Here is a 19,060-nt window from a genome sequence, read left to right as displayed (position 1 = left end):
CATCGCAAGGAAGGACCAAGAATACAAGCCTCGCCTACAGAAAAACGCCGCAGTTCCCAAGATAGGCGGCGACAAATGCCGCCAATCAGACAAGCATCAGCAACCAGCCGGCCACCGCACAGATCGCGAGCGTCTGGAAAATGCCGCGCTTCCACCAGAAAAGCGAAACGGCCGCAATGACGGTCAAGAAAAGAGCAGCAGGGTGAAGCGTCGCCGGATCCGGATAGGGAAGCGAGAGCGGGCCGCTCTCCAATCGCTCGACGCGACCAAAGAGGACATGAAGGCCGAACCAGACGGCGAGGTTGAGGATAACGCCGGCGACCGCCGCCGAGATCGCCGACAGGGCACCGGAGAGCGCCGCATTGGCGCGCAGCCGCTCGACATAGGGCGCGCCGAGAAAGATCCAGAGAAAGCACGGAACGAAGGTCACCCAAGTCGCAAGCGTCGCGCCAAGCACGCCCGACGTCAGCGCATCGACACCGATCGGCGCACGGTACGCCCCCATGAAGCCGACGAAGGCGAGCACAAGCACCAGCGGCCCCGGCGTCGTCTCCGCCAGCGCCAGGCCATCGACCATCTCCCCGGGGCGCAGCCAGTGATAGGTCTCGACCGCCTGCTGTGCGACATAGGCAAGAACGGCATAGGCGCCGCCGAAAGTGACGACCGCCATCTGCGAAAAGAAGAGGCCGATGTCTGTGTAGACATTCGGTCCGCCGACGATGGCCGCGATCAGGAGGAAGGGCGCCAGCCAGAGGGCGCCCCATACGGCAATGACTGCCGCCGCCCTCCCCCAGCTTGGCTTTCCGTGGGGGTAATCGGCGCCGATAACGGAGGGAAGATCGGGAGCCTTCGCTTGATGCGCGGCCGCTCGCCGCGCCGGCGCATGGCGGGCAGCGACATAGCCCGCGATGCCGGCCGCGAGGACCACCAGCGGAAAGGGCACGGCGAAAACGAAGAGCGCCAGGAACGCCAGGATGGCGAGCCATCGATCGAAGCCGGTTTTCAGCGCCCGGCGGGAAAGCCGGATCAGCGCCTCGATGACGATCGCCAGCACCGCGGCCTTAAGGCCGAAGAAGAGGCTCGCAAGCCAATTGGTCTCCTGGAACAGGGCATAGGCGGACGAGAGGCCCAGGATGACAAAAAAGCCCGGCATCACGAAGAGCGTGCCCGCCACCACCCCGCCGCGCGTGCCGTGTAGGAGCCAGCCGATATAGGTGGCGAGTTGTTGCGCCTCTGGGCCGGGCAGCAGCATGCAATAGTTAAGCGCGTGCAGGAAGCGGCTTTCCGAGATCCAGCGGCGCTCCTCGACGAGTTCCCGGTGCATGAGCGCAATCTGTCCGGCCGGCCCGCCGAAGCTCAACAGGCCGATCCTTGCCCAGACCTTCGCGGCTTCGGCAAAGGTCGGATGGGCGGGCGGAAGGCCCGCCGATACCTGGTCGTTCACGTCCGCTTCCCCTTGCCGCCGTGCGATACCCAATCGTGCTTCTCCTCTCTCGCATCGCGCGCCCAGCGGTAGAGCGCGTCATAGAGAATCATCCCCGCCTCGAGCTGTTCGAGGTCGCCGGCATACATTCGGGATAGGCCAAGCGATACGGCGAGAAGACCGGCCGCTTGCGGTTCCAGCTCGTGCCTGTCCGTGTCGGCACCGCGGACGATCCGGGCGACGTGCTCGAGCGCGGGAAAGGAAAGGCGGAATTCCTTGACCATCGTGTCGAAGGTGCAATCGTCGCCGCGGTGGCTCCAGAACACGCCTTCGATGTCGAACGGCGTTGCGTCGAAGCGTTCGCCGACCGCCTCGACCTCGGCCGGCGAGACGTAGAGGAACCTGGCGCGCGGATCGACGAAGCGGCGGATCAGCCACGGGCAGGCGATGCGGTCGATCTTCGGCCGGGATCGCGTCACCCACACCGAGCCGCCCGAAGGGTCGGCATTCGGCAGGCTCGCCACCGGGACGAGAGGCAGACCCGCCTCGCGCCACGCTTCGAGACCGCCTTCCAATATTTCCGCAGACGCGCCGGCGTGCCGAAGCCATGCGGCAACGCCTTCGCTGAGCTTGCCGCCGTGCTTGCAGAGCGCGACGACCCACTGTCCTTTGTATTCGTCCGCCCATTTGGGCGCATCGGCGTGCGTCCGGTGGAACGAGGACGGTACGAGATGGGGATCGGCGGTGAAATCGTCCTCATCGCGAACATCGATGAGGACGGGAGCTTTCGGCGTGCCGACCAGCCGGGCAAGTTTTTCAGGAGAGATGGAGTTGAACGAGGCCATGATACGACGTCCTTGATAGCTGTTGGACGCGAAATTCCAGCATGACGCCTCGTGGGGCATTCGCTTACCCCATAGATCCATCAAACAAAAAACGGCATTTCATGTCAACGCTCGCGGCCGGCAAAAAAATCTCGAAGCCGATCCTTGACTCGTTCGGTAGCCAGCCTTATCTCGGCGGCGCTAGCACTCTTTAAGCAGGAGTGCTAACACCCATCCACCGGATCGATGAACGATCCGCAATGTCATTTGATCGAGGGATTAGACAATGGCAAGCACCAACTTCCGTCCGCTGCACGACCGCGTTGTCGTCCGCCGCGTCGAGTCTGAGGAAAAGACCAAGGGCGGCATCATCATTCCGGACACCGCGAAGGAAAAGCCGCAAGAAGGCGAAATCGTGGCTGTCGGTTCGGGTGCCCGTGACGAAAGCGGCAAGGTTGTTCCGCTCGACGTCAAGGCTGGTGACCGCGTCCTGTTCGGCAAGTGGTCCGGCACCGAAGTCAAGATCAACGGCGAAGACCTTCTGATCATGAAGGAAGCCGACATCATGGGCATCATCGGCTGATCGGCCCGCAACCCCAACTTCCGTAATTTGAAACCGGGTGCGTCCCGGAACTTCGAAACCAGGAGCTTTCAAAAATGGCAGCTAAAGAAGTCAAGTTCGGCCGTACCGCGCGCGAAAAGATGCTGCGCGGCGTCGACATCCTCGCCGATGCGGTCAAGGTGACGCTCGGCCCGAAGGGCCGCAACGTCGTTATCGACAAGTCCTTCGGCGCTCCGCGCATCACCAAGGATGGCGTTTCGGTCGCCAAGGAAATCGAACTCGAAGACAAGTTCGAGAACATGGGCGCCCAGATGGTCCGCGAAGTCGCTTCGAAGACCAACGACATCGCCGGTGACGGCACCACGACCGCAACCGTTCTCGCCCAGGCGATCGTTCGCGAAGGCGCCAAGGCCGTTGCTGCCGGCATGAACCCGATGGACCTGAAGCGCGGCATCGACCTCGCCGTCACCGAAGTCGTCAAGGACCTGCTCGCCAAAGCCAAGAAGATCAACACCTCGGCAGAAGTCGCCCAGGTCGGCACGATCTCGGCAAACGGCGAAAAGCAGATCGGCCTCGACATCGCTGAAGCGATGCAGAAGGTCGGCAACGAAGGCGTCATCACGGTTGAAGAGGCCAAGACCGCCGAGACCGAACTCGAGGTCGTCGAAGGCATGCAGTTCGACCGCGGCTACCTGTCGCCCTACTTCGTCACCAACCCGGAAAAGATGGTCGCAGACCTCGAAGACGCTTTCATTCTCCTGCACGAGAAGAAGCTCTCCAATCTTCAGGCGATGCTCCCGGTTCTCGAAGCCGTCGTTCAGACCGGCAAGCCGCTCCTCATCATCGCTGAAGACGTCGAAGGCGAAGCTCTTGCAACGCTCGTCGTCAACAAGCTGCGTGGCGGCCTGAAGATCGCTGCCGTCAAGGCTCCGGGCTTCGGCGACCGCCGCAAGGCCATGCTCGAAGACATCGCCATCCTGACGGGCGGCACGGTGATCTCCGAAGACCTTGGCATCAAGCTCGAAAACGTCACGCTCGACATGCTCGGCCGTGCGAAGAAGGTCTCGATCTCCAAGGAAAACACGACGATCGTCGACGGCGCCGGCCAGAAGGTCGACATCGAAGGCCGCGTTGCCCAGATCAAGGCCCAGATCGAAGAAACCACTTCCGACTACGACCGTGAGAAGCTGCAGGAGCGCCTTGCCAAGCTCGCTGGCGGCGTTGCCGTTATTCGCGTCGGCGGTGCGACGGAAGTCGAAGTGAAGGAAAAGAAGGACCGCATCGACGACGCCCTCAACGCGACGCGCGCTGCCGTTCAGGAAGGCATCGTACCGGGTGGCGGTGTTGCCCTGCTGCGCTCTTCCGTCAAGATCACCGTCAAGGGTGAAAACGACGATCAGGACGCCGGTATCAACATCGTTCGTCGCGCTCTGCAGGCTCCGGCCCGCCAGATCGCGGAGAACGCTGGCGATGAAGCCTCGATCGTTGTCGGCAAGATCCTCGAGAAGAACACCGACGACTTCGGCTACAACGCTCAGACCGGCGAGTATGGCGACATGATCGCCATGGGCATCATCGACCCGGTCAAGGTCGTCCGCACCGCTCTCCAGGACGCAGCCTCGGTTGCGGGCCTGCTCGTCACCACCGAAGCCATGATCGCCGAGCTGCCGAAGAAGGACGCTCCGGCCATGCCGGGCGGCATGGGCGGAATGGGCGGCATGGACATGATGTGATAAGGCGACAGCCTTAGCGCAGGTGATCCATCCGGATCGGAAGGGCGGCTCTCGAGCTGCCCTTTTTGCTTTTCACGATTTCGTCGGCGAGGATTCCTTCATGCCATTCGCCTCGCTGGGCAAGCGCCGCCGGGCACCACCGGGCGTTCACACTCGGCGGCAAGCCGACGACTTCATGCCAGCGCCGAATGGCTTGCATTGGAGCTGCGCCTCTTGTGGAATCCTTGCTACGGTCGGAGGCACCCCCTCTGCCCTGCCGGGCATCTCCCCCACAAGGGTGGAGATCGGCAAGTGGCAATGTCCCGCCATCAAATATCCTTACATGGACTTTGCAGGTCCCTTTATTTCGGCATAGGCACGCTGGGCGTGGGGCAGAGCGGCGTTTTCCAGCCAATCTCCCTCCTTGTGGGGGAGATGCCCGGCAGGGCAGAAGGGGTATCAATCCCACTCTCCCGCTTTCGCCGTTTGCCGAACGCGTCAGGCGGCCTCGGTCCTGACCCCAACGACGGAACCGATCGGCGCCGGCCGCCCGAGGAGATAGCCCTGCGCCTCGTCGCAGCCTTCGGCAATGAGAATGTCGAGCTGCTTCTGGGTTTCCACCCCTTCGGCGAGCACCGGTACCTGGAGGCTGTGGCCGAGGGCGAGGATGGCGCGAATAATCGCCTTTGCCTGGGGGCTGCCTTCGACCTCGGACATGAAGCTCTTGTCGAGCTTGATCTTGTCGAAGGGGAACGACCGCAATGTCTCCAGCGAGGAGTAACCCGTGCCGAAATCGTCGATGGCGATCGTCACGCCAAGCGCCTTGATCTCGCGCAGCGTCAACAGCGCGCGCTGCTTGTCGTCGATAATCGTCGATTCGGTAATCTCGAGCTCGAGCCGTTTCGGGTCGAGCCCGGTTTCGACGAGGATCGCATGGACGAGGCTGACGACGTCGCCATTTGCCAGCTGCACCGGCGAGAGGTTCACGGCGATCTTGTGCTGGCTGTCCCAGGTCGCCGCTTCACGGCAGGCCTCGCGCAACACCCATTCGCCGATCGGCAGAATGGCGCCGCATTCCTCGGCGAGCGGGATGAATTCGCCTGGCGATACCATGCCGCGTTCCGGATGGTTCCAGCGCAGCAGCACTTCGTAGCCGATCACCTCTCCGCTCGTCACTGATTTCTGCACCTGGTAGTGCAGTGCCAGCTGGTTCTTCTCAACCGCTTCCCAGAGATCGTTCGCCAGCGCCCGGCGGCCGCGTGCAGCCTCGTCCATCGAGACCTCGTAGAAGCAGATCGTCTGATTGAGCGCCGCCTTCGCCCGATACATCGCGAGGTCGGCGTTGTTGATCAGCGTGTCGGCGGTTTCCGCATCCTGCGGGTAGATGGCCACACCCATGCTGCCGCCGGATTTCAGCTCGAAATCGCCGAAGCGCATCTCCTCATGCAGGCACCGCTCGATCCGCCGCAGGAAGTCATTGAGTTCAGACAGGTCTTCGAAGCGCTTGACCGCAGCGAACTCGTCTCCGCCGAAGCGGGCGACGAATTCGCCCTCTTGCAGGTGTTCCTTCATCCGCTGCGCGATCGTCACCAGTACGAAGTCGCCAGCCGCATGTCCGTGCAGGTCGTTGACTTCCTTGAACTTGTCGAGATCGATGCCGACGACCGCCACCTTGCGCGAAAACCAGACGGCCGCGTCGAGTTCCTCGTCGAGATGGCTGTTGAACTGCAATCGGTTGGGCAGCCCGGTCAGGCTGTCGTGACGCGCGAGGAAGGAAATCTGCTCCTCGGAGTCGAGCCGCTCGGTGATGTCCTCATAGGTGGAGACCCAACCGCCATCGGGAAGCGTGCGGTGCTTGGACAGGATCGAGCGTCCGTTCGACAATTTTTCGACCAGGTCGCCGCCGCCCTTCGCCACGATGTCCAGCCTATGCCTCTGATAGGCCTCGTTCGCCTTCGCCTCCGCGACCACCGGATCCGCATAGGTGCGGTCAAATGCACGATTGAGGACTTCCCGGAAGGTCATGCCCTTGCCGGCCATCGATTCAGGCAGATCGAAGATCTCGAGGCAGCGCCGATTCGAAAGCAGCAGGCGGTCGGCACGATCGAAGAGACAAATGCCTTGGCTCATGTTTTCGAGCGCGATGTCGAGATTCTTGCTCACCTCGGCGATCCGATCGGCATCCTCCTTCTGCTTGGTGATGTCCTTGGCGATCTTGATGAAGCCGGCGTGCTCGCCGTCCTCGCCGATGATCGGGTCGATCACCACATGCGCCCAGAAGCGGGTGCCATCCTTCCGGTAGCGCCAGCCCTCGGTTTCATATTTCCCGGCGTCAAGGGCGATGCGCAAGGCGCGCCCCGGCAGGTTCGCCGCACGATCCTCGGGCGAGTAGAAGCAGGAGAAGTTTTTGCCGATGATCTCCTCGGCGGAATATCCCTTGTTGGCCTCGGCGCCGGCATTCCAGCTTGCCACGCGTCCGTCGACATCGAGCATGTAGATGGCATAGTCCCTGACGCTGCGCACGAAGCGGGAAAACTCCTTCTCCGATGTGGTGGCGAGGATCTCCGCCTGGCGTGCGAAGCCGGCGGCGATCAGCACGGCGGATAGAAGAAAGAAGGCGGTTCCGGCAAGGACGAAGGCCAAGAGATGCGGCTGGATCATGCCTTCCGGGGTTTGGGCCGTCGCGAACTCGACTTCGATCGTAACCGCGCCCATCGCGGTGAAGTGCAGCACGACGATGCCGAGCGTCATCGCCAACGTCGCGGCCATCTGTGCCCTCAGCGACTGGTCGGCCCGGTTGATAGCAAGAAGGGCACCCATGTCGAAGAGCACGCCGGCCAAAATCGATGCGACGACGAGCATCGAATCCCAACGAATGAACCCGGGCACTTCGAGGGCGGCCATGCCGAGGAAATGCATTGAGCCCACACCGGCGCCGAGCACCAGGCCACCCAGCAGCCAAGCGGGACGGCCCTTCCAATAGGAGGCGATCGCCAGAGCCGACGTCGTCAGCAGGATCGCGGCCACCAGCGACAATGCCGTCAGGCTGGCCTGGTAGCCGAGAACGACTCCCGGGTCATAGGCGAGCATGGCAATGAAATGGGTCGCCCAAATGCCGAAGCCGCTGGCAATGCCTGCGGCCGCCACCCAGATCGCCTGCGGCCTGCCCTCGGAGATACGGGCCCGCTGAAGCAGCGTCACGGCGCCAAAGCTGGAAAGGAAGCAAACCACCGCCGCCAGTGCAACCAACCGCAAGTCATGTTCCACGACGAGGCACGAAAGAATCCTAAACATTGCAGGTCGCCCAAATACACGCATTCGCCCGCTCGGCGCCTGTGTTCCACGCCGGGTCGCTATGTGTTCGCTTTAATCCCTTTAAGGAAGGATGAAATTTACCGGGACCACCGCCGCTTTCGAAGCGAACATTGCTGAGTTGCGTTAATGAATCGCCAAGCTACCGCAAGCTTATCGTAGGAGGTGCGCGCCATTCGAGGAGCGGCAAAGACACGTGGAGTCGTTCCGCGAACGGTACGTTCATGGCAAGGAGATCGCCCTTGCGCCGCTATGCGAGCAAGGATTTGAGATCGACCTGCGGATCGGCCAGTAGGGCCCGATTGGGCGTTACGCCCGCTTCGAGCAGCTTCTTGCCCGTCACGTAGGCCTTCGCGTCGTTGATGGCATCGACGGCGATCAACTTGCCCTGGCGGAAATACCAGACGGAGACGCTGCCCTCGCGCTGGCCCGGGCGAACCAGGGTTTCGTCGTGGCCAAGCCCGAAGCCGGCGATCTGCAGCTTGACGTCGTACTGGTCCGACCAGAACCAAGGCTTCGGATCATAGGGCTCGGAACCGCCGGCGAGAACGGCTGCGATCGCTTCCGCCTGGTCGACGGCGTTCTGGACCGATTCGAGACGAATGCGCATGTCCTGCCAGGGCAAGACGGCGCAGTCACCGATCGCGAAGATCGCCGGGTCGGATGTCCGGCCGTGGCTGTCGACGAGGATGCCGTTCGCGGTTTCGAGGCCGGCATCATGGGCCAGGGCGTCATTCGCCGCCACGCCGATGCCGACGATCACCAGGTCGGCCGGAATGACCGAGCCGTCGGAGAGCTCCGCCGCGGACACGCGCCCGTCTTCGCCGATCAGCCGGTGAAGGCCCATGCGCTCGCGGATATCGACCCCATGCGAGCGATGGATCTCGCGGACGACCGCAGAGGTCGCGGCCGAAGCGACGCGCTGCAGGATGCGGTCCGCCATTTCTATGACTGTGACCTCCAGCCCGCATGTACGGGCGACCGCCGCCGCCTCCAGGCCGATATAGCCCCCGCCGATCACCAATACCCGCCGCCCCGGCTGCATCTCCCCGGCGAGCCGGTCGGCGTCCTGGAAATCGCGCACCACATGCACGCCTTCGAGATCGCCGCCAATCGAAGCGGGCAAGCGGCGCGGCGTGGCACCGGTTGCAAAGGCCAGCGTTTCATAGGGGAGCCTCGAGCCGTCGCTGAGCGTGACTTCCTTCGTGTTGCGGTCGACCCGCGTCACCATCGTCGACAGGCGAATGTCGATTTCGTGCTCCGCATACCAGGCCTCCGGCCGATAGAGCAGCCGGTCGAGAGTCATTTCGCGCAGCAGGTATTTCTTGGAAAGCGGCGGCCGCTGATAGGGCAGGCTCGACTCGGCGGCGACGACAGTAATCGGACGCATGTCCTGCAGGGCGCGAAGCTTGGCAATCAAGGCGAAAGCGGCCTGACCGCCACCCACAACAACAAGTCTTCCCGACACCATCTCCACCCGTCTCAACGATCAATTCTTCGAGCCGCGGAAGCCGCACAGGCTTCCGCATTGGCTCGCTAACCCGTAACCCTCCGGCCCGAGTCCAGTCAACTCGAGCCGAAAAGGCGACGCTATTCCTTGCGCGGAATTTCCATGCCCTTCTGCGCAGCCGGACGCGCCAGGCCGCGGTCGACCCAGGCCATGACATTCGGGAAGCTCTTGTACTCAAGCACTTCGGCGCCGCCATAGAACTTGCGCGCGCCTTCGACCCAGGGATAGGTGGCGATGTCCGCAATGGTGTATTCGTCGCCCATCAGCCACTCACGGCCCTCGAGCCGCGTTTCGAGAACGCCGAGCAGGCGCTTTGCCTCGTCGCGATAGCGCTCGACCGGATAGGAATTGTCGGCGACCTTCTCGGCGGCGAACTTAAAGAAGTGGCCGAACTGGCCGAGCATCGGCCCGATGCCGCCCATCTGGAACATCACCCAGCAGAGCGTCTCGTAGCGCCCGGCCGCATCGGCCGGAATGAGCTTGCCGGCCTTTTCCGCGAGATAGATGAGGATCGCGCCGGATTCGAAGAGACCGATCGGTTTGCCGTCCGGTCCGTTCGGATCGATGATCGCCGGGATGCGTCCGTTCGGGTTGAGTGACAGGAATTCGGGCGACTTCTGCTCGTTCGCGTCGAAAGCAATACGATGCGCCTCATAGGGCAGCCCGAGTTCTTCCAGAGCAATCGAGATCTTCACGCCGTTCGGCGTCGGCAGCGAATAGAGCTGGATGATGTCGGGATTCTTCGCCGGCCAGCGGCTTGTGATCGGGAAGGAGGAAAGATCAGCCATGAGGTGCCTTGAGGTGGGATGGAAAGTTAAGGTGGTCTGCCGCCCCTAGATAGGTCGCGCTGGTTGCATTTGTCAGACCCCGGTCGAAAATTCCGACCGTGCGGTGGCTTCAGAGGACCGAACGCACGGATGAAATGATCCGATCGATGACGGGATTGCCTTCATGGGAAGCCTTGCGAGCCCGCACGAGGCAGGCTTCGGAACGCAGGATCACCCCGTCCGAGAGGATCTTCAGGTGGTTGGCCTTCAAGGTGGATCCGGTCGAGGTGATGTCGACGATGATGTCGGCCGAGCCGGAAGCGGGCGCACCTTCGGTGGCGCCCAGGCTTTCGACGATGCGATAGAGCTGGATGCCGTGGCTGCCAGAGAAGAACTGCTGGGTGAGCCGCCAGTATTTGGTGGCGATCGCGAGCCGGCGGCCGTGGCGGGCACGAAAGTCGGCGGCCACATCGCCGAGGTCGGCCATGGTATCGACGTCGTACCAGACTTCCGGCACCGCGACGACGACATCGGCCTGGCCGAATCCGAGCCGGGCGACGAATTCGACGCGTGCATCGGCGTCGGCGATGCCTTCGCGCACCAGGTCCTCGCCGGTAACGCCGAAGTCGACCGCGCCGCTGCCGACCTCGCGGGAGATCTCGGAGGCCGACAGGAAGGCGACCTCGACGTCATCCGAACCCTCGACGCGGCCGCGATAGGAGCGGTCGTTGCCGACGGCGACGATCCTCATCCCGGCGCGCTCGAAGATGGCCGAGGCGTCGTCCTTCATCCGGCCCTTGGACGGCAGCGCAATGGTTATCGTCATTTCGCGCCCCCTGCGGCAGCGATGGCCCGTTCGATCCGGTCGAGCCAGAGAGAAAAGCCAACGGCCGGAATGTGCTCGCGGGCGCCAAGCAGCGTCAGCAAGCGATCGAAGCGCCCGCCGCCGGCGAGAACCGCCGGTGCTCCCTCGGCCTCGATCTCGAAGACAAGGCCGGTATAGTAGTCGAGCGGGCGGCCGAAGGCGGCACGATAGCGGATCAGACCGAGATCGGCGCCCGCCTTTGCGACGGCGGCGACGCGGGCGTCGAACAGCGACAGCGCGCCGTCGATCTTCAATCTCGATTTCTTCGCGAAAGCGTGCAGCGCCGCCGGAGCTTCGGCAAGCGGCAGGTCGAAGGCGAGGAACTCGCGCATGACGGCGAGTGCTGCCTTGTCGAGCCGCGTGGCCGCAAGCTCCATCTTCTCCTTCAGGCGGCGGGCGATGTCGCGCGGCGAACGGCTGGCATTGGTGGAATAGCCGGTCGCCTCCATCGTCTCGGCGAGATGGGCGACGAGCCTTTCCTGGTCGTCGAGGATTCCCATGATGGCGAGCCGCTCGACTTCGGGGCCGAAGACGCCCGCGGATTTGGGATCGGCAAGCTCACCCAGGAGCTTCTGCAATAGTTTCTGATCGCCGAAGGCGTGGATCAGCCGCTTCTGCCAGCCCCCCGGCAGTCCGCAGGCGGCAATCACCGCCTCGAAGACCGATTGGTCGCCGAGCGTCACCTTCAGCCGCCGATCCGGCAGCCGGTAGGCAAGCACCAGCATAGCGTCGCCGATCGCCCGCGCATCGGCGCCGGCCGTGTCGGCATCGCCGAGATCCTCGATGCCCGCCTGGTAGAACTCGCTCGAGCCTTCGCGGCGCTGCCGGAACACCTCGCCGAGATAGGCGTAGCGCTGCGGCGTGCCGGTCGCCGTCTCGATATGGCGGAGGCAGACGGGAATGGTGAATTCGGGGCGCAGGCAGAGGCTCTCGCCGGTCTCGCTTTCGGTCATGAAGATGCGCCGGCGCAGATCCTCACCAGCCATGTCGAGAAAGGGCTCGGCCGGCTGGATGACCGGCGTGTCGACGCGCAACGTCTTCAGCCGCTCGAAATCGGCAAGCAACTCGCCGGCAAAGGCGGGAAGGTTGATCAGCGGCATCAGCCTGCCCTTTTCCGGTCCTCGGCCTGCTCTGCGAGAATTTCGCGAACCTTTGCGACGAGCTCACTCTCCGGGACGGAGACCTGGGCGACACGCGCCTCGCGCCAGGCGGCATTGTCCTCGATCTCGCCGGAGAGCCGCTTGCCCTCGATCAGGTCCTTGATCTGAACGACGCCCGAAGCGCGCTCGTCGCCGCCCTGGATGATGGCGATCGGCGAACCGCGCCGGTCGGCATATTTGAGCTGGTCGCCGAAGTTCTTCTTGTTGCCCTGGTACATCTCGGCGCGGATGCCGGCATGGCGCAATTGCTGCACGAAGCGCTGGTAGCTGCCCATGCTGTCGAGGTCGCGGTCCATGACGCAGACGACGACCGGCGCGACCACCTCCTCGACCCCGAGCTTGCCGAGATTCTTCAGCGCCGTCATCAGCCGCGACACGCCGATCGAGAAGCCCGTTGCCGGCACCGGCTGGCCCATGAAGCGCGAGACGAGACCGTCATAGCGGCCGCCGCCGCCGACCGAGCCGAAGACGACCTTCTCGCCCTTCTCGTTAGTGACGGCAAACTGCAGTTCGGCCTCGAAGACCGGGCCGGTATAATATTCGAGGCCGCGCACGACCGAGGGGTCGATCTTGATGCGATCCGCGTCATAGCCGGCGCTGAGCACGAGGCTGCGGATCGTGTTCAGCTCCTGGACGCCCTCCGCACCGCGCGCGGTGCCGGCGACGAGCTCGGCGAGTTCATCGGCGCTCTTCGCATAGTCGCTGATACCGACGAAGAAGAGGATCTTGCGGATCTGCTCTTCGTCGAGCCCGGCACCCTTGGTGAAGTCGCCGCTCTCGTCCTTGCGCCCCGCGCCCAGAAGCAGGCACACGCCGTCCGGACCGAACTTGTCGAGCTTATCGATGGCACGCAAAACCGTCAGCCGCGCATTCGCCTTGTCATCGCCGCCGAGCCCTATCGCCTCGAGCACGCCGTCCAGAACCTTGCGGTTGTTGACGCGGATCACGTAATCGCCGCGCGCAATTCCGAGCGCCTCCATCGTGTCGGCCATCATCATGCACATCTCGGCATCGGCCTGGACGCCGGCGGCGCCGACAGTATCGGCATCGAACTGCATGAACTGGCGGAAACGGCCCGGGCCCGGCTTCTCGTTGCGGAACACGTAGCCGGCGCGATAGGTGCGGTAGGGAAGCTGTATCTCGTTGAAGTTCTCCGCCACGTGCCGGGCAAGCGGCGCCGTCAGGTCATAGCGCAGGCTCATCCATTGCTCGTCGTCGTCCGTCAGCGAGAACACGCCTTCGTTCGGGCGGTCGCTGTCGGGAAGAAACTTGCCGAGCGCATCGGTATATTCGAACAGCGGCGTTTCGACCGGATCGAAACCATAGCGCTCGTAGACTTCGCGGATCTTCGCGATCATCTCGTCGACGGCGCGGATATCCGCCGCCGAACGGTCGACGAAGCCGCGCGGCAGGCGCGCCTTGAGCTTCTGCGGTTTCTTCGGTTTGTCGTTCATGGAAGGCATTCCGGGCTGTAAAGCTTGGTCGGTGCCTTCCCTACCGGATCACGTCAAGGGCGGCAAGGGTAGCGACCGACAAAGGGGCGACGGGCCGGCAGCCGGGAGGGCGGCGGAACAAGGCCGCGCGCAAAAGCGTTCCGGTTCGAATTACGATCACTGCGTCGTGATTGTAAAATTCTCTCTGCACCCTTATAAGTTAAGCCGATCGAAACAAGGGCTTCAAACGGAGACTTTCGCAAAATGCTGACTGTCATGACGCCCGGCGCGGCAGCGATAAAGCCGCTCAATCCGGAAACCCACGGAGCCTGGACCCGCGTGCTCGCGAAGGCAGGCTATATGATCGAGCCGTGGCGTTGTGACGTGGACAGCGGCGCCTTTGTGGTCGGCCTGCAGACCCTTTCGCTTCTTGGCCTGAGGCAGAACCCCTGCGGCATCATCGATCTGGTGCGGGCCTACGACCCGAAAGACCGGGCAACGATCCTCAGCATTCTGGAAAAGGCGACCGCGACGTCCTCGTCCTTCTGCTTTTCTGCGATGGTCCGCCGTCCGGGCGGAAGCTCACGCCAGCTTTGCTGCATCGGAAACTCGACGATTGGCGAGGCTGCGGGAGGTTCCCTGCAAGGCGTCTTCGCGGTTCCCCGCAACGGAGCGGCGTTGCCGGCCTGACGCGAGGCGGTCGCGGCTCGGCGATTTCCTCTTGCCCCCTTCATATTCGGCGCCCAGTAACCTATCTTGCCGGCATGCTGCGTTGGCTCGCCCTCATTCTCCTGCTTCTATCCGCTCCGCTCGGCGGAGCCCTTCCCGCGATCGCCCAGGCGCGCGACCTGGGCGCGATGGCGGACAGCGCACATCATCACCCGACCTCCAATATGGTGAACCACGCCTCCACTGGTCGTGACGGTCATTGCGTCCAACGGAGCCATTGTCCGAGCCCGGCGAAAGCAGACCACCCGGCGCTCTGCTCCGCCTGCGTCGCGATCCATGCGGCGCCGCCCGGGTTCATGCGATCCGCGACGTCTTCGACGCGGCTTTCGCCGCAGCGACAAGCGCCGCTGCTCGACCAGGCCGTCAAGCCCCTGTCCCCACCGCCCAAATGCAGCCTTTCCATTTAGCGCCGGCGCCTCCGAGGGACGCGACGACGTTCCCTCGCGCGGCCCGCAAGATCTCCTGAATTCCCATTAGGATGGAAAGGTACACACCATGTCCCTGAAAAGGACCCTCGCCGCGTTGACGGTCGCCGTATTGGTCGGCATGCCGGTATACGCCCAGGAAAACCATCAAGGCATGCACCAGGACGCGACGGCTGCCGACATAGCACCGTCGAGCAAGGCCTTCGCTGAAGCGAACGCCAGAATGCACAAGGATATGGACATCGCCTTCACCGGCAATGCCGACGTCGATTTCGTGCGCAGCATGATCGTTCACCACCAGGGCGCGATCGACATGGCAAGAGTCGAGCTCGAGCACGGCAAGGACGAGGCGATCCGCAAGCTGGCGGAAGACATCATCAAGGCCCAGGAGGCCGAGATCACAATGATGAAGGAATGGCTCGCCGGGCACGGCGGCTAGCGAAGCCGGCCCTCCCCGCCTCCAAAACCGGGGAGGGTCACTCCGGTCGGCTATGCAGCGGCCTGGCGAATTGCCGCCGCATCTCGTCCACTTGCGCGCGGCAGAAGCAGCCTTCGAGGTGGTCGTTGACGAGGCCCATGGCCTGCATGAAGGCATAGACGGTCGTCGGGCCGACGAAGGTCCAGCCGCGCTTCTTCAGATCCTTCGATATCCGGACGGAGGTCGGTGTGGTCGGATTGGCGATCAGCGTCGCGTAGTCGACAACCTTCGGGCGCTCGCTTCCATCCGGCTCGTGCGCCCAGAAATAGGCGGCAAGCGAGCCGAATTCCGCCCGCAATTCCTTTGCGCGGCGCGCATTGTTGATGGTCGAGACGATCTTGCCCCGGTGTCGCACGATGCCGGGGTCGCCGAGGCAGCGCGCGATGTCCGCCTCGCCGAATTCGGCAACCATGTCAAAGTCGAAGCATGCGAATGCCGAGCGGAAGGCATCGCGCTTCCTGAGGATCGTCAGCCAGGAAAGGCCCGACTGGAAGCCCTCCAGGCAAATCTTCTCGAATAGCCGGCGATCGTCGGTCACCGGGCGGCCCCATTCCTCGTCGTGGTAGCGGCGGTAGTCGTCGAGATTGCCGTGCCAGGCGCAACGCTGCAACCCGTCATCGCCGATAATCAAACCCTTCGCCGACATCACCGCGCTCCCGCCTTGTTTCTCTTTTGTTCCATTTACCATTTGCAAACCAGATTCATAAAGCCGGGAATAACCCTACCCAAAGCTTTATCCACATCGCAGCATTTTATCGAAGCCATGTTTACCCTTCGGTGGCGGAGGAGTGCGAGCATCGCGCCATTGCAAGTGCAGCCGCTGCGCTGCCCATGATTTTTTCGGCGTTAGGTAGCGAGTCCGTCCGATGATGAAGAAGTTCCTTTTGCTTGCCACGTGCCTTGTCTGCACCCTCCCCGCCGGCGCCGGCGCTTGGGACCGATATCAGAACCGGCCGCCGGTCGTCGTCAGCCCGGATCTCACTGCCCCCTGGGTGATGCAACTGACCGGCGAAGGGGTGCGCCCGGCCGTCTATCGGCCGCAGGCCCCGGCCGCCACCCGAAAACTGGTGGAGCGTCGCCAGATGAAGCGCCGGCTGGAAACGGCGGCCGTGCAGCCTGCCGCAATACGCCCGCAAAGGCCTGCCAGGTCGCAGTTTGACCCGCAATTCCTGCCGCAGATGGTGGCCTATGAGACAGGCGAGAGGCCGGGCACGATCGTCATCGACACGAACAACCGTTTCCTCTATCTCGTTACCGGCGACGGACAGGCGCGGCGCTACGGCGTCGGCGTCGGCAAGCCCGGCTTTGAATGGGCCGGCGAACACAGGATCACGCGGAAGGCCGAATGGCCGAACTGGACGCCGCCTCAAGAGATGATCGCGCGCGAAGCGGCCAAGGGTCATTATCTTCCGGACCGCATGGACGGCGGACCCCAGAACCCGCTCGGCGCCCGCGCCATGTATCTCGGCTCGACGCTCTATCGCATCCATGGCACCAATGCCCCCTGGACGATCGGCTACGGCGTCTCCTCCGGCTGCATCCGCATGCGCAACGAAGATGTCGTTGACCTTTACGAGCGCGTCAAAGTCGGCACCAAGGTTATCGTCATCTAGCGGCACTCCGCCAAGTAGAATACATTCCCTTTAAAACTGGCTTTTTTCTTGCCGGATCGTGTTCAAAGAGCAACAGCCGTTCCCTACGATACAAGTTCCGGCCCGCGCCTTGTTCTACAGGATGTATCACGGGCTTGCACTTGGGGTTATTTTGCATAGCTTGCCCGCAACGAGGGTTCAGAGGGAATCATAAATGAGACTTCATGCCACCCGGCTGGCCGCGCTCACCGTCGCGGCCGCTGCTTTTCTCATTGCCACAAATACCTCCGCGTTCACTCCGGCCGACATTGCCGGTGCAAAGGTGAAGCGCTCCGATGTCGTGCTGGCAGCCCAGCCGAAGAAGCCGCCGCAGAGATATTGGCGCACCAAGGTACGGTTCCGCACCAACGAGGCGCCCGGCACGGTGATCGTCGACACCAACAACAAGTATCTCTACTACATCGACGGCCCGAACCGCGCGACGCGCTACGGCATCGGCGTCGGCCGTGAGGGCTTCGGCTGGTCCGGCATCGTCAAGGTGGGCCGCAAGGCCGAGTGGCCGGCCTGGACGCCGCCGGCGGAAATGCGCGTGCGCGAAGCGGCCAAGGGGCGCATCCTGCCGATGACGCAGGAAGGCGGCATCGACAATCCGCTCGGCGCCCGCGCGCTCTACCTCTACAAGGGCGGCCGCGACACGATCTTCCGCATCCACGGCACGAACCAGCCCTGGACCATCGGCCAGAACATGTCGTCCGGCTGCATCCGGATGATGAACGAGGACGTCGAGCACCTCTACGATCGCGCCCCGATCGGCACCAAGGTCATCGTCATCGGCCCGGGCAACAAGGCAGGCGATGTCAGCTTCGACGACCGCGGCGTCGACATTTTCCGCCAGATTTTTGGCGGTTGATACGTCGGGAAATTTGCACCTCTCTTCGCGTTTAACCCGAGGAGAGGGGCAACCGCCACCGCTCACAGCCCCGACGGCTTCGAACCCCCATAGGCCCAGTCGAGCAGCTCGACCGTATGCACGATCGGGATATTCGTGCCGCTGGCGATCTGGGTGATGCAGCCGATATTGCCGGTGGCGATGACGTTCGGCTTGGTCGCCTCGATGTTTCTCACCTTGCGAGCCTTGAGCCTTGCCGATATTTCCGGCTGCAGGATGTTGTAGGTGCCGGCCGACCCGCAACAGAGGTGGCCTTCCGCCGGGTCGCGAACCGCATAGCCCGCCCGCTTCAGGAGCCGCTTCGGTGCCGCGGTGATTTTCTGGCCATGCTGCATCGAGCAGGCGGAGTGATAGGCGACAGTCAGGCCACGCGTGCCCTGTTCCGGCAGGTCCAGCTCCGCCAGATATTCGGTTATGTCCTTTGCAAGGGCAGACACCTTGGCCGCCTTGTCGGCATAGGCAGCGTCCAGCCGCAGCATGTGGCCGTAGTCCTTGATCGTCGTGCCGCAGCCGGATGCGGTTATGACGATGGCGTCGAGACCGTCCTCCTCGGCAGCCTTCAGCCAGACATCGACGTTGCGCCGGGCGGCGGCGAGCGCCTGCTCCTCCCGCCCCATGTGGTGCACGAGCGCGCCGCAACAGCCCTCACCCGCGGCAACGACGACCTCCACCCCCTGGCTCGTGAGCAGACGGATCGTTGCTTCGTTGATCCCGGGCCTCAGCACGGGCTGGGCACAGCCGGCGAGCAGGGCAACGCGGCCGCGCGGCGTGCCCTTGGCCGCGTAAACGGCAGGCCTCACCCCGTCTGCGGCCGGCACCGCACGCGGTGCGAGATCGAGCATGACGCCGAAGGTCTTGAGCCAGGGAACCCGCTTCAGCAGCCCCGCAAAGGGGCGTGCGAGCCCCGCCGCCCTGAGCGCCAGCCGGAAGCGCGAAGAATAGGGCAAGGTCGCAGCAATGACGGCACGAGCGAAGCGATCCTTGAACGGTCGTCTGTAGGTCTTCTCGATGTGGATCCGGGCATGATCGACGAGATGCATGTAGTCGACGCCCGACGGACAGGTGGTCATGCAGGAAAGGCAGGAGAGACAACGGTCGATATGGGTGACGGTTTCGGTATCGGCCGCTCGCCCGTTTTCCATCATGTCCTTGATGAGATAGATCCGTCCGCGCGGACTGTCGAGTTCGTCGCCGAGCAGCACATAGGTCGGACAGGTGGCGGTGCAGAAGCCGCAATGGACGCATTTGCGCAGGATCTTTTCCGATTCGGCGACATGCGGGTCGGCGAGTTGCTCTGGCGAAAAATTTGTCTGCAACCG

The 19,060-nt window shown here is 63.3% G+C and carries 16 protein-coding genes; 6 read left to right on the top strand and 10 right to left on the bottom strand.

Annotated features, from left to right (window positions below):
- Positions 1 to 85: 85 nt before the first annotated feature.
- Together chrA and NXT3_RS04095 are read right to left on the bottom strand one after the other, a co-directional pair.
- Positions 86 to 1,444: a chromate efflux transporter gene (chrA, locus tag NXT3_RS04100; protein ID WP_097526337.1), complete on the bottom strand. Its 1,359-nt coding sequence runs from the start codon at positions 1,442 to 1,444 to the stop codon at positions 86 to 88.
- Entirely contained in the window at positions 1,441 to 2,268 is an 828-nt protein-coding gene (locus NXT3_RS04095; RefSeq protein WP_104838824.1) for a chromate resistance protein ChrB domain-containing protein, read from the bottom strand. Before NXT3_RS04095 ends, chrA begins: the two co-directional genes overlap by 4 nt.
- Positions 2,269 to 2,533: 265 nt before the next feature.
- Here NXT3_RS04095 and groES point away from each other — a divergent pair, with 265 nt between their 5' ends.
- Positions 2,534 to 2,830: a co-chaperone GroES gene (gene groES / locus NXT3_RS04090; protein WP_012706990.1), complete on the top strand. Its 297-nt coding sequence runs from the start codon at positions 2,534 to 2,536 to the stop codon at positions 2,828 to 2,830.
- A gap of 74 nt (positions 2,831 to 2,904) precedes the next feature.
- Positions 2,905 to 4,542 carry a chaperonin GroEL gene (gene groL, locus NXT3_RS04085; RefSeq protein ID WP_037413255.1) on the top strand — a complete coding sequence of 546 codons (1,638 nt, stop codon included), beginning with the start codon at positions 2,905 to 2,907 and terminating at the stop codon, positions 4,540 to 4,542.
- A gap of 477 nt (positions 4,543 to 5,019) precedes the next feature.
- On the opposite strand, the gene NXT3_RS04075 is transcribed toward groL, so the two are convergent.
- From NXT3_RS04075 to hisS, 6 genes are all read right to left on the bottom strand, one after another.
- Positions 5,020 to 7,815, bottom strand: a complete 2,796-nt coding sequence (locus tag NXT3_RS04075; RefSeq protein WP_104838823.1) for a bifunctional diguanylate cyclase/phosphodiesterase — start codon at positions 7,813 to 7,815, stop codon at positions 5,020 to 5,022.
- A 268-nt stretch (positions 7,816 to 8,083) separates the two neighbouring features.
- Positions 8,084 to 9,301 (bottom strand): NAD(P)/FAD-dependent oxidoreductase, encoded by a 1,218-nt coding sequence (locus tag NXT3_RS04070; RefSeq protein WP_104839928.1) that lies wholly within the window; start codon positions 9,299 to 9,301, stop codon positions 8,084 to 8,086.
- Between the two features lie 122 nt (positions 9,302 to 9,423).
- On the bottom strand, positions 9,424 to 10,131 hold the full coding sequence (locus tag NXT3_RS04065; RefSeq protein WP_037413252.1) for a glutathione binding-like protein: 708 nt from the start codon (positions 10,129 to 10,131) through the stop codon (positions 9,424 to 9,426).
- 109 nt (positions 10,132 to 10,240) lie between these two features.
- Positions 10,241 to 10,936, bottom strand: a complete 696-nt coding sequence (hisG, locus tag NXT3_RS04060; protein WP_037413250.1) for an ATP phosphoribosyltransferase — start codon at positions 10,934 to 10,936, stop codon at positions 10,241 to 10,243.
- Positions 10,933 to 12,075 (bottom strand): ATP phosphoribosyltransferase regulatory subunit, encoded by a 1,143-nt coding sequence (locus NXT3_RS04055; RefSeq protein WP_037413249.1) that lies wholly within the window; start codon positions 12,073 to 12,075, stop codon positions 10,933 to 10,935. The genes hisG and NXT3_RS04055 overlap by 4 nt, the downstream gene beginning before the upstream one ends.
- Entirely contained in the window at positions 12,075 to 13,589 is a 1,515-nt protein-coding gene (hisS, locus tag NXT3_RS04050) for a histidine--tRNA ligase (protein ID WP_199773323.1), read from the bottom strand. The genes NXT3_RS04055 and hisS overlap by 1 nt, the downstream gene beginning before the upstream one ends.
- Before the next feature lie 243 nt (positions 13,590 to 13,832).
- Between hisS and NXT3_RS04045 the strand changes: the two genes are divergently transcribed.
- Positions 13,833 to 14,258 (top strand): hypothetical protein, encoded by a 426-nt coding sequence (locus NXT3_RS04045; RefSeq protein WP_097526341.1) that lies wholly within the window; start codon positions 13,833 to 13,835, stop codon positions 14,256 to 14,258.
- Positions 14,259 to 14,792: 534 nt separating this feature from the next.
- Complete coding sequence (copM, locus tag NXT3_RS04035) at positions 14,793 to 15,161, top strand: CopM family metallochaperone (protein WP_097526342.1); 369 nt, start codon at positions 14,793 to 14,795, stop codon at positions 15,159 to 15,161.
- Between the two features lie 37 nt (positions 15,162 to 15,198).
- Here the strand turns inward: copM and NXT3_RS04030 are convergent, their stop codons facing one another.
- Entirely contained in the window at positions 15,199 to 15,846 is a 648-nt protein-coding gene (locus NXT3_RS04030; RefSeq protein ID WP_037413245.1) for a DNA-3-methyladenine glycosylase I, read from the bottom strand.
- Positions 15,847 to 16,066: 220 nt separating this feature from the next.
- On the opposite strand from NXT3_RS04030, the gene NXT3_RS04025 reads away from it, so the two are divergent.
- Both NXT3_RS04025 and NXT3_RS04020 read left to right on the top strand, forming a co-directional pair.
- Entirely contained in the window at positions 16,067 to 16,813 is a 747-nt protein-coding gene (locus NXT3_RS04025; protein ID WP_104838821.1) for a L,D-transpeptidase, read from the top strand.
- A gap of 193 nt (positions 16,814 to 17,006) precedes the next feature.
- The gene (locus NXT3_RS04020) at positions 17,007 to 17,702 is read left to right on the top strand and encodes a L,D-transpeptidase (protein ID WP_097526344.1); all 696 of its coding nucleotides are present in this window, start codon (positions 17,007 to 17,009) and stop codon (positions 17,700 to 17,702) included.
- 62 nt (positions 17,703 to 17,764) lie between these two features.
- Here NXT3_RS04020 and glcF read toward each other — a convergent pair whose 3' ends face one another.
- Positions 17,765 to 19,057 (bottom strand): glycolate oxidase subunit GlcF, encoded by a 1,293-nt coding sequence (gene glcF, locus NXT3_RS04015; protein ID WP_097526345.1) that lies wholly within the window; start codon positions 19,055 to 19,057, stop codon positions 17,765 to 17,767.
- Between the last annotated feature and the right edge of the window lie 3 nt (positions 19,058 to 19,060).

It is taken from the genome of Sinorhizobium fredii (genome assembly GCF_002944405.1).
GTDB classification, from domain to species: domain Bacteria; phylum Pseudomonadota; class Alphaproteobacteria; order Rhizobiales; family Rhizobiaceae; genus Sinorhizobium; species Sinorhizobium fredii_C.
Note: the sequence above shows the minus strand (reverse complement) of the source record. Positions and strands in the feature narration are given on the sequence as shown.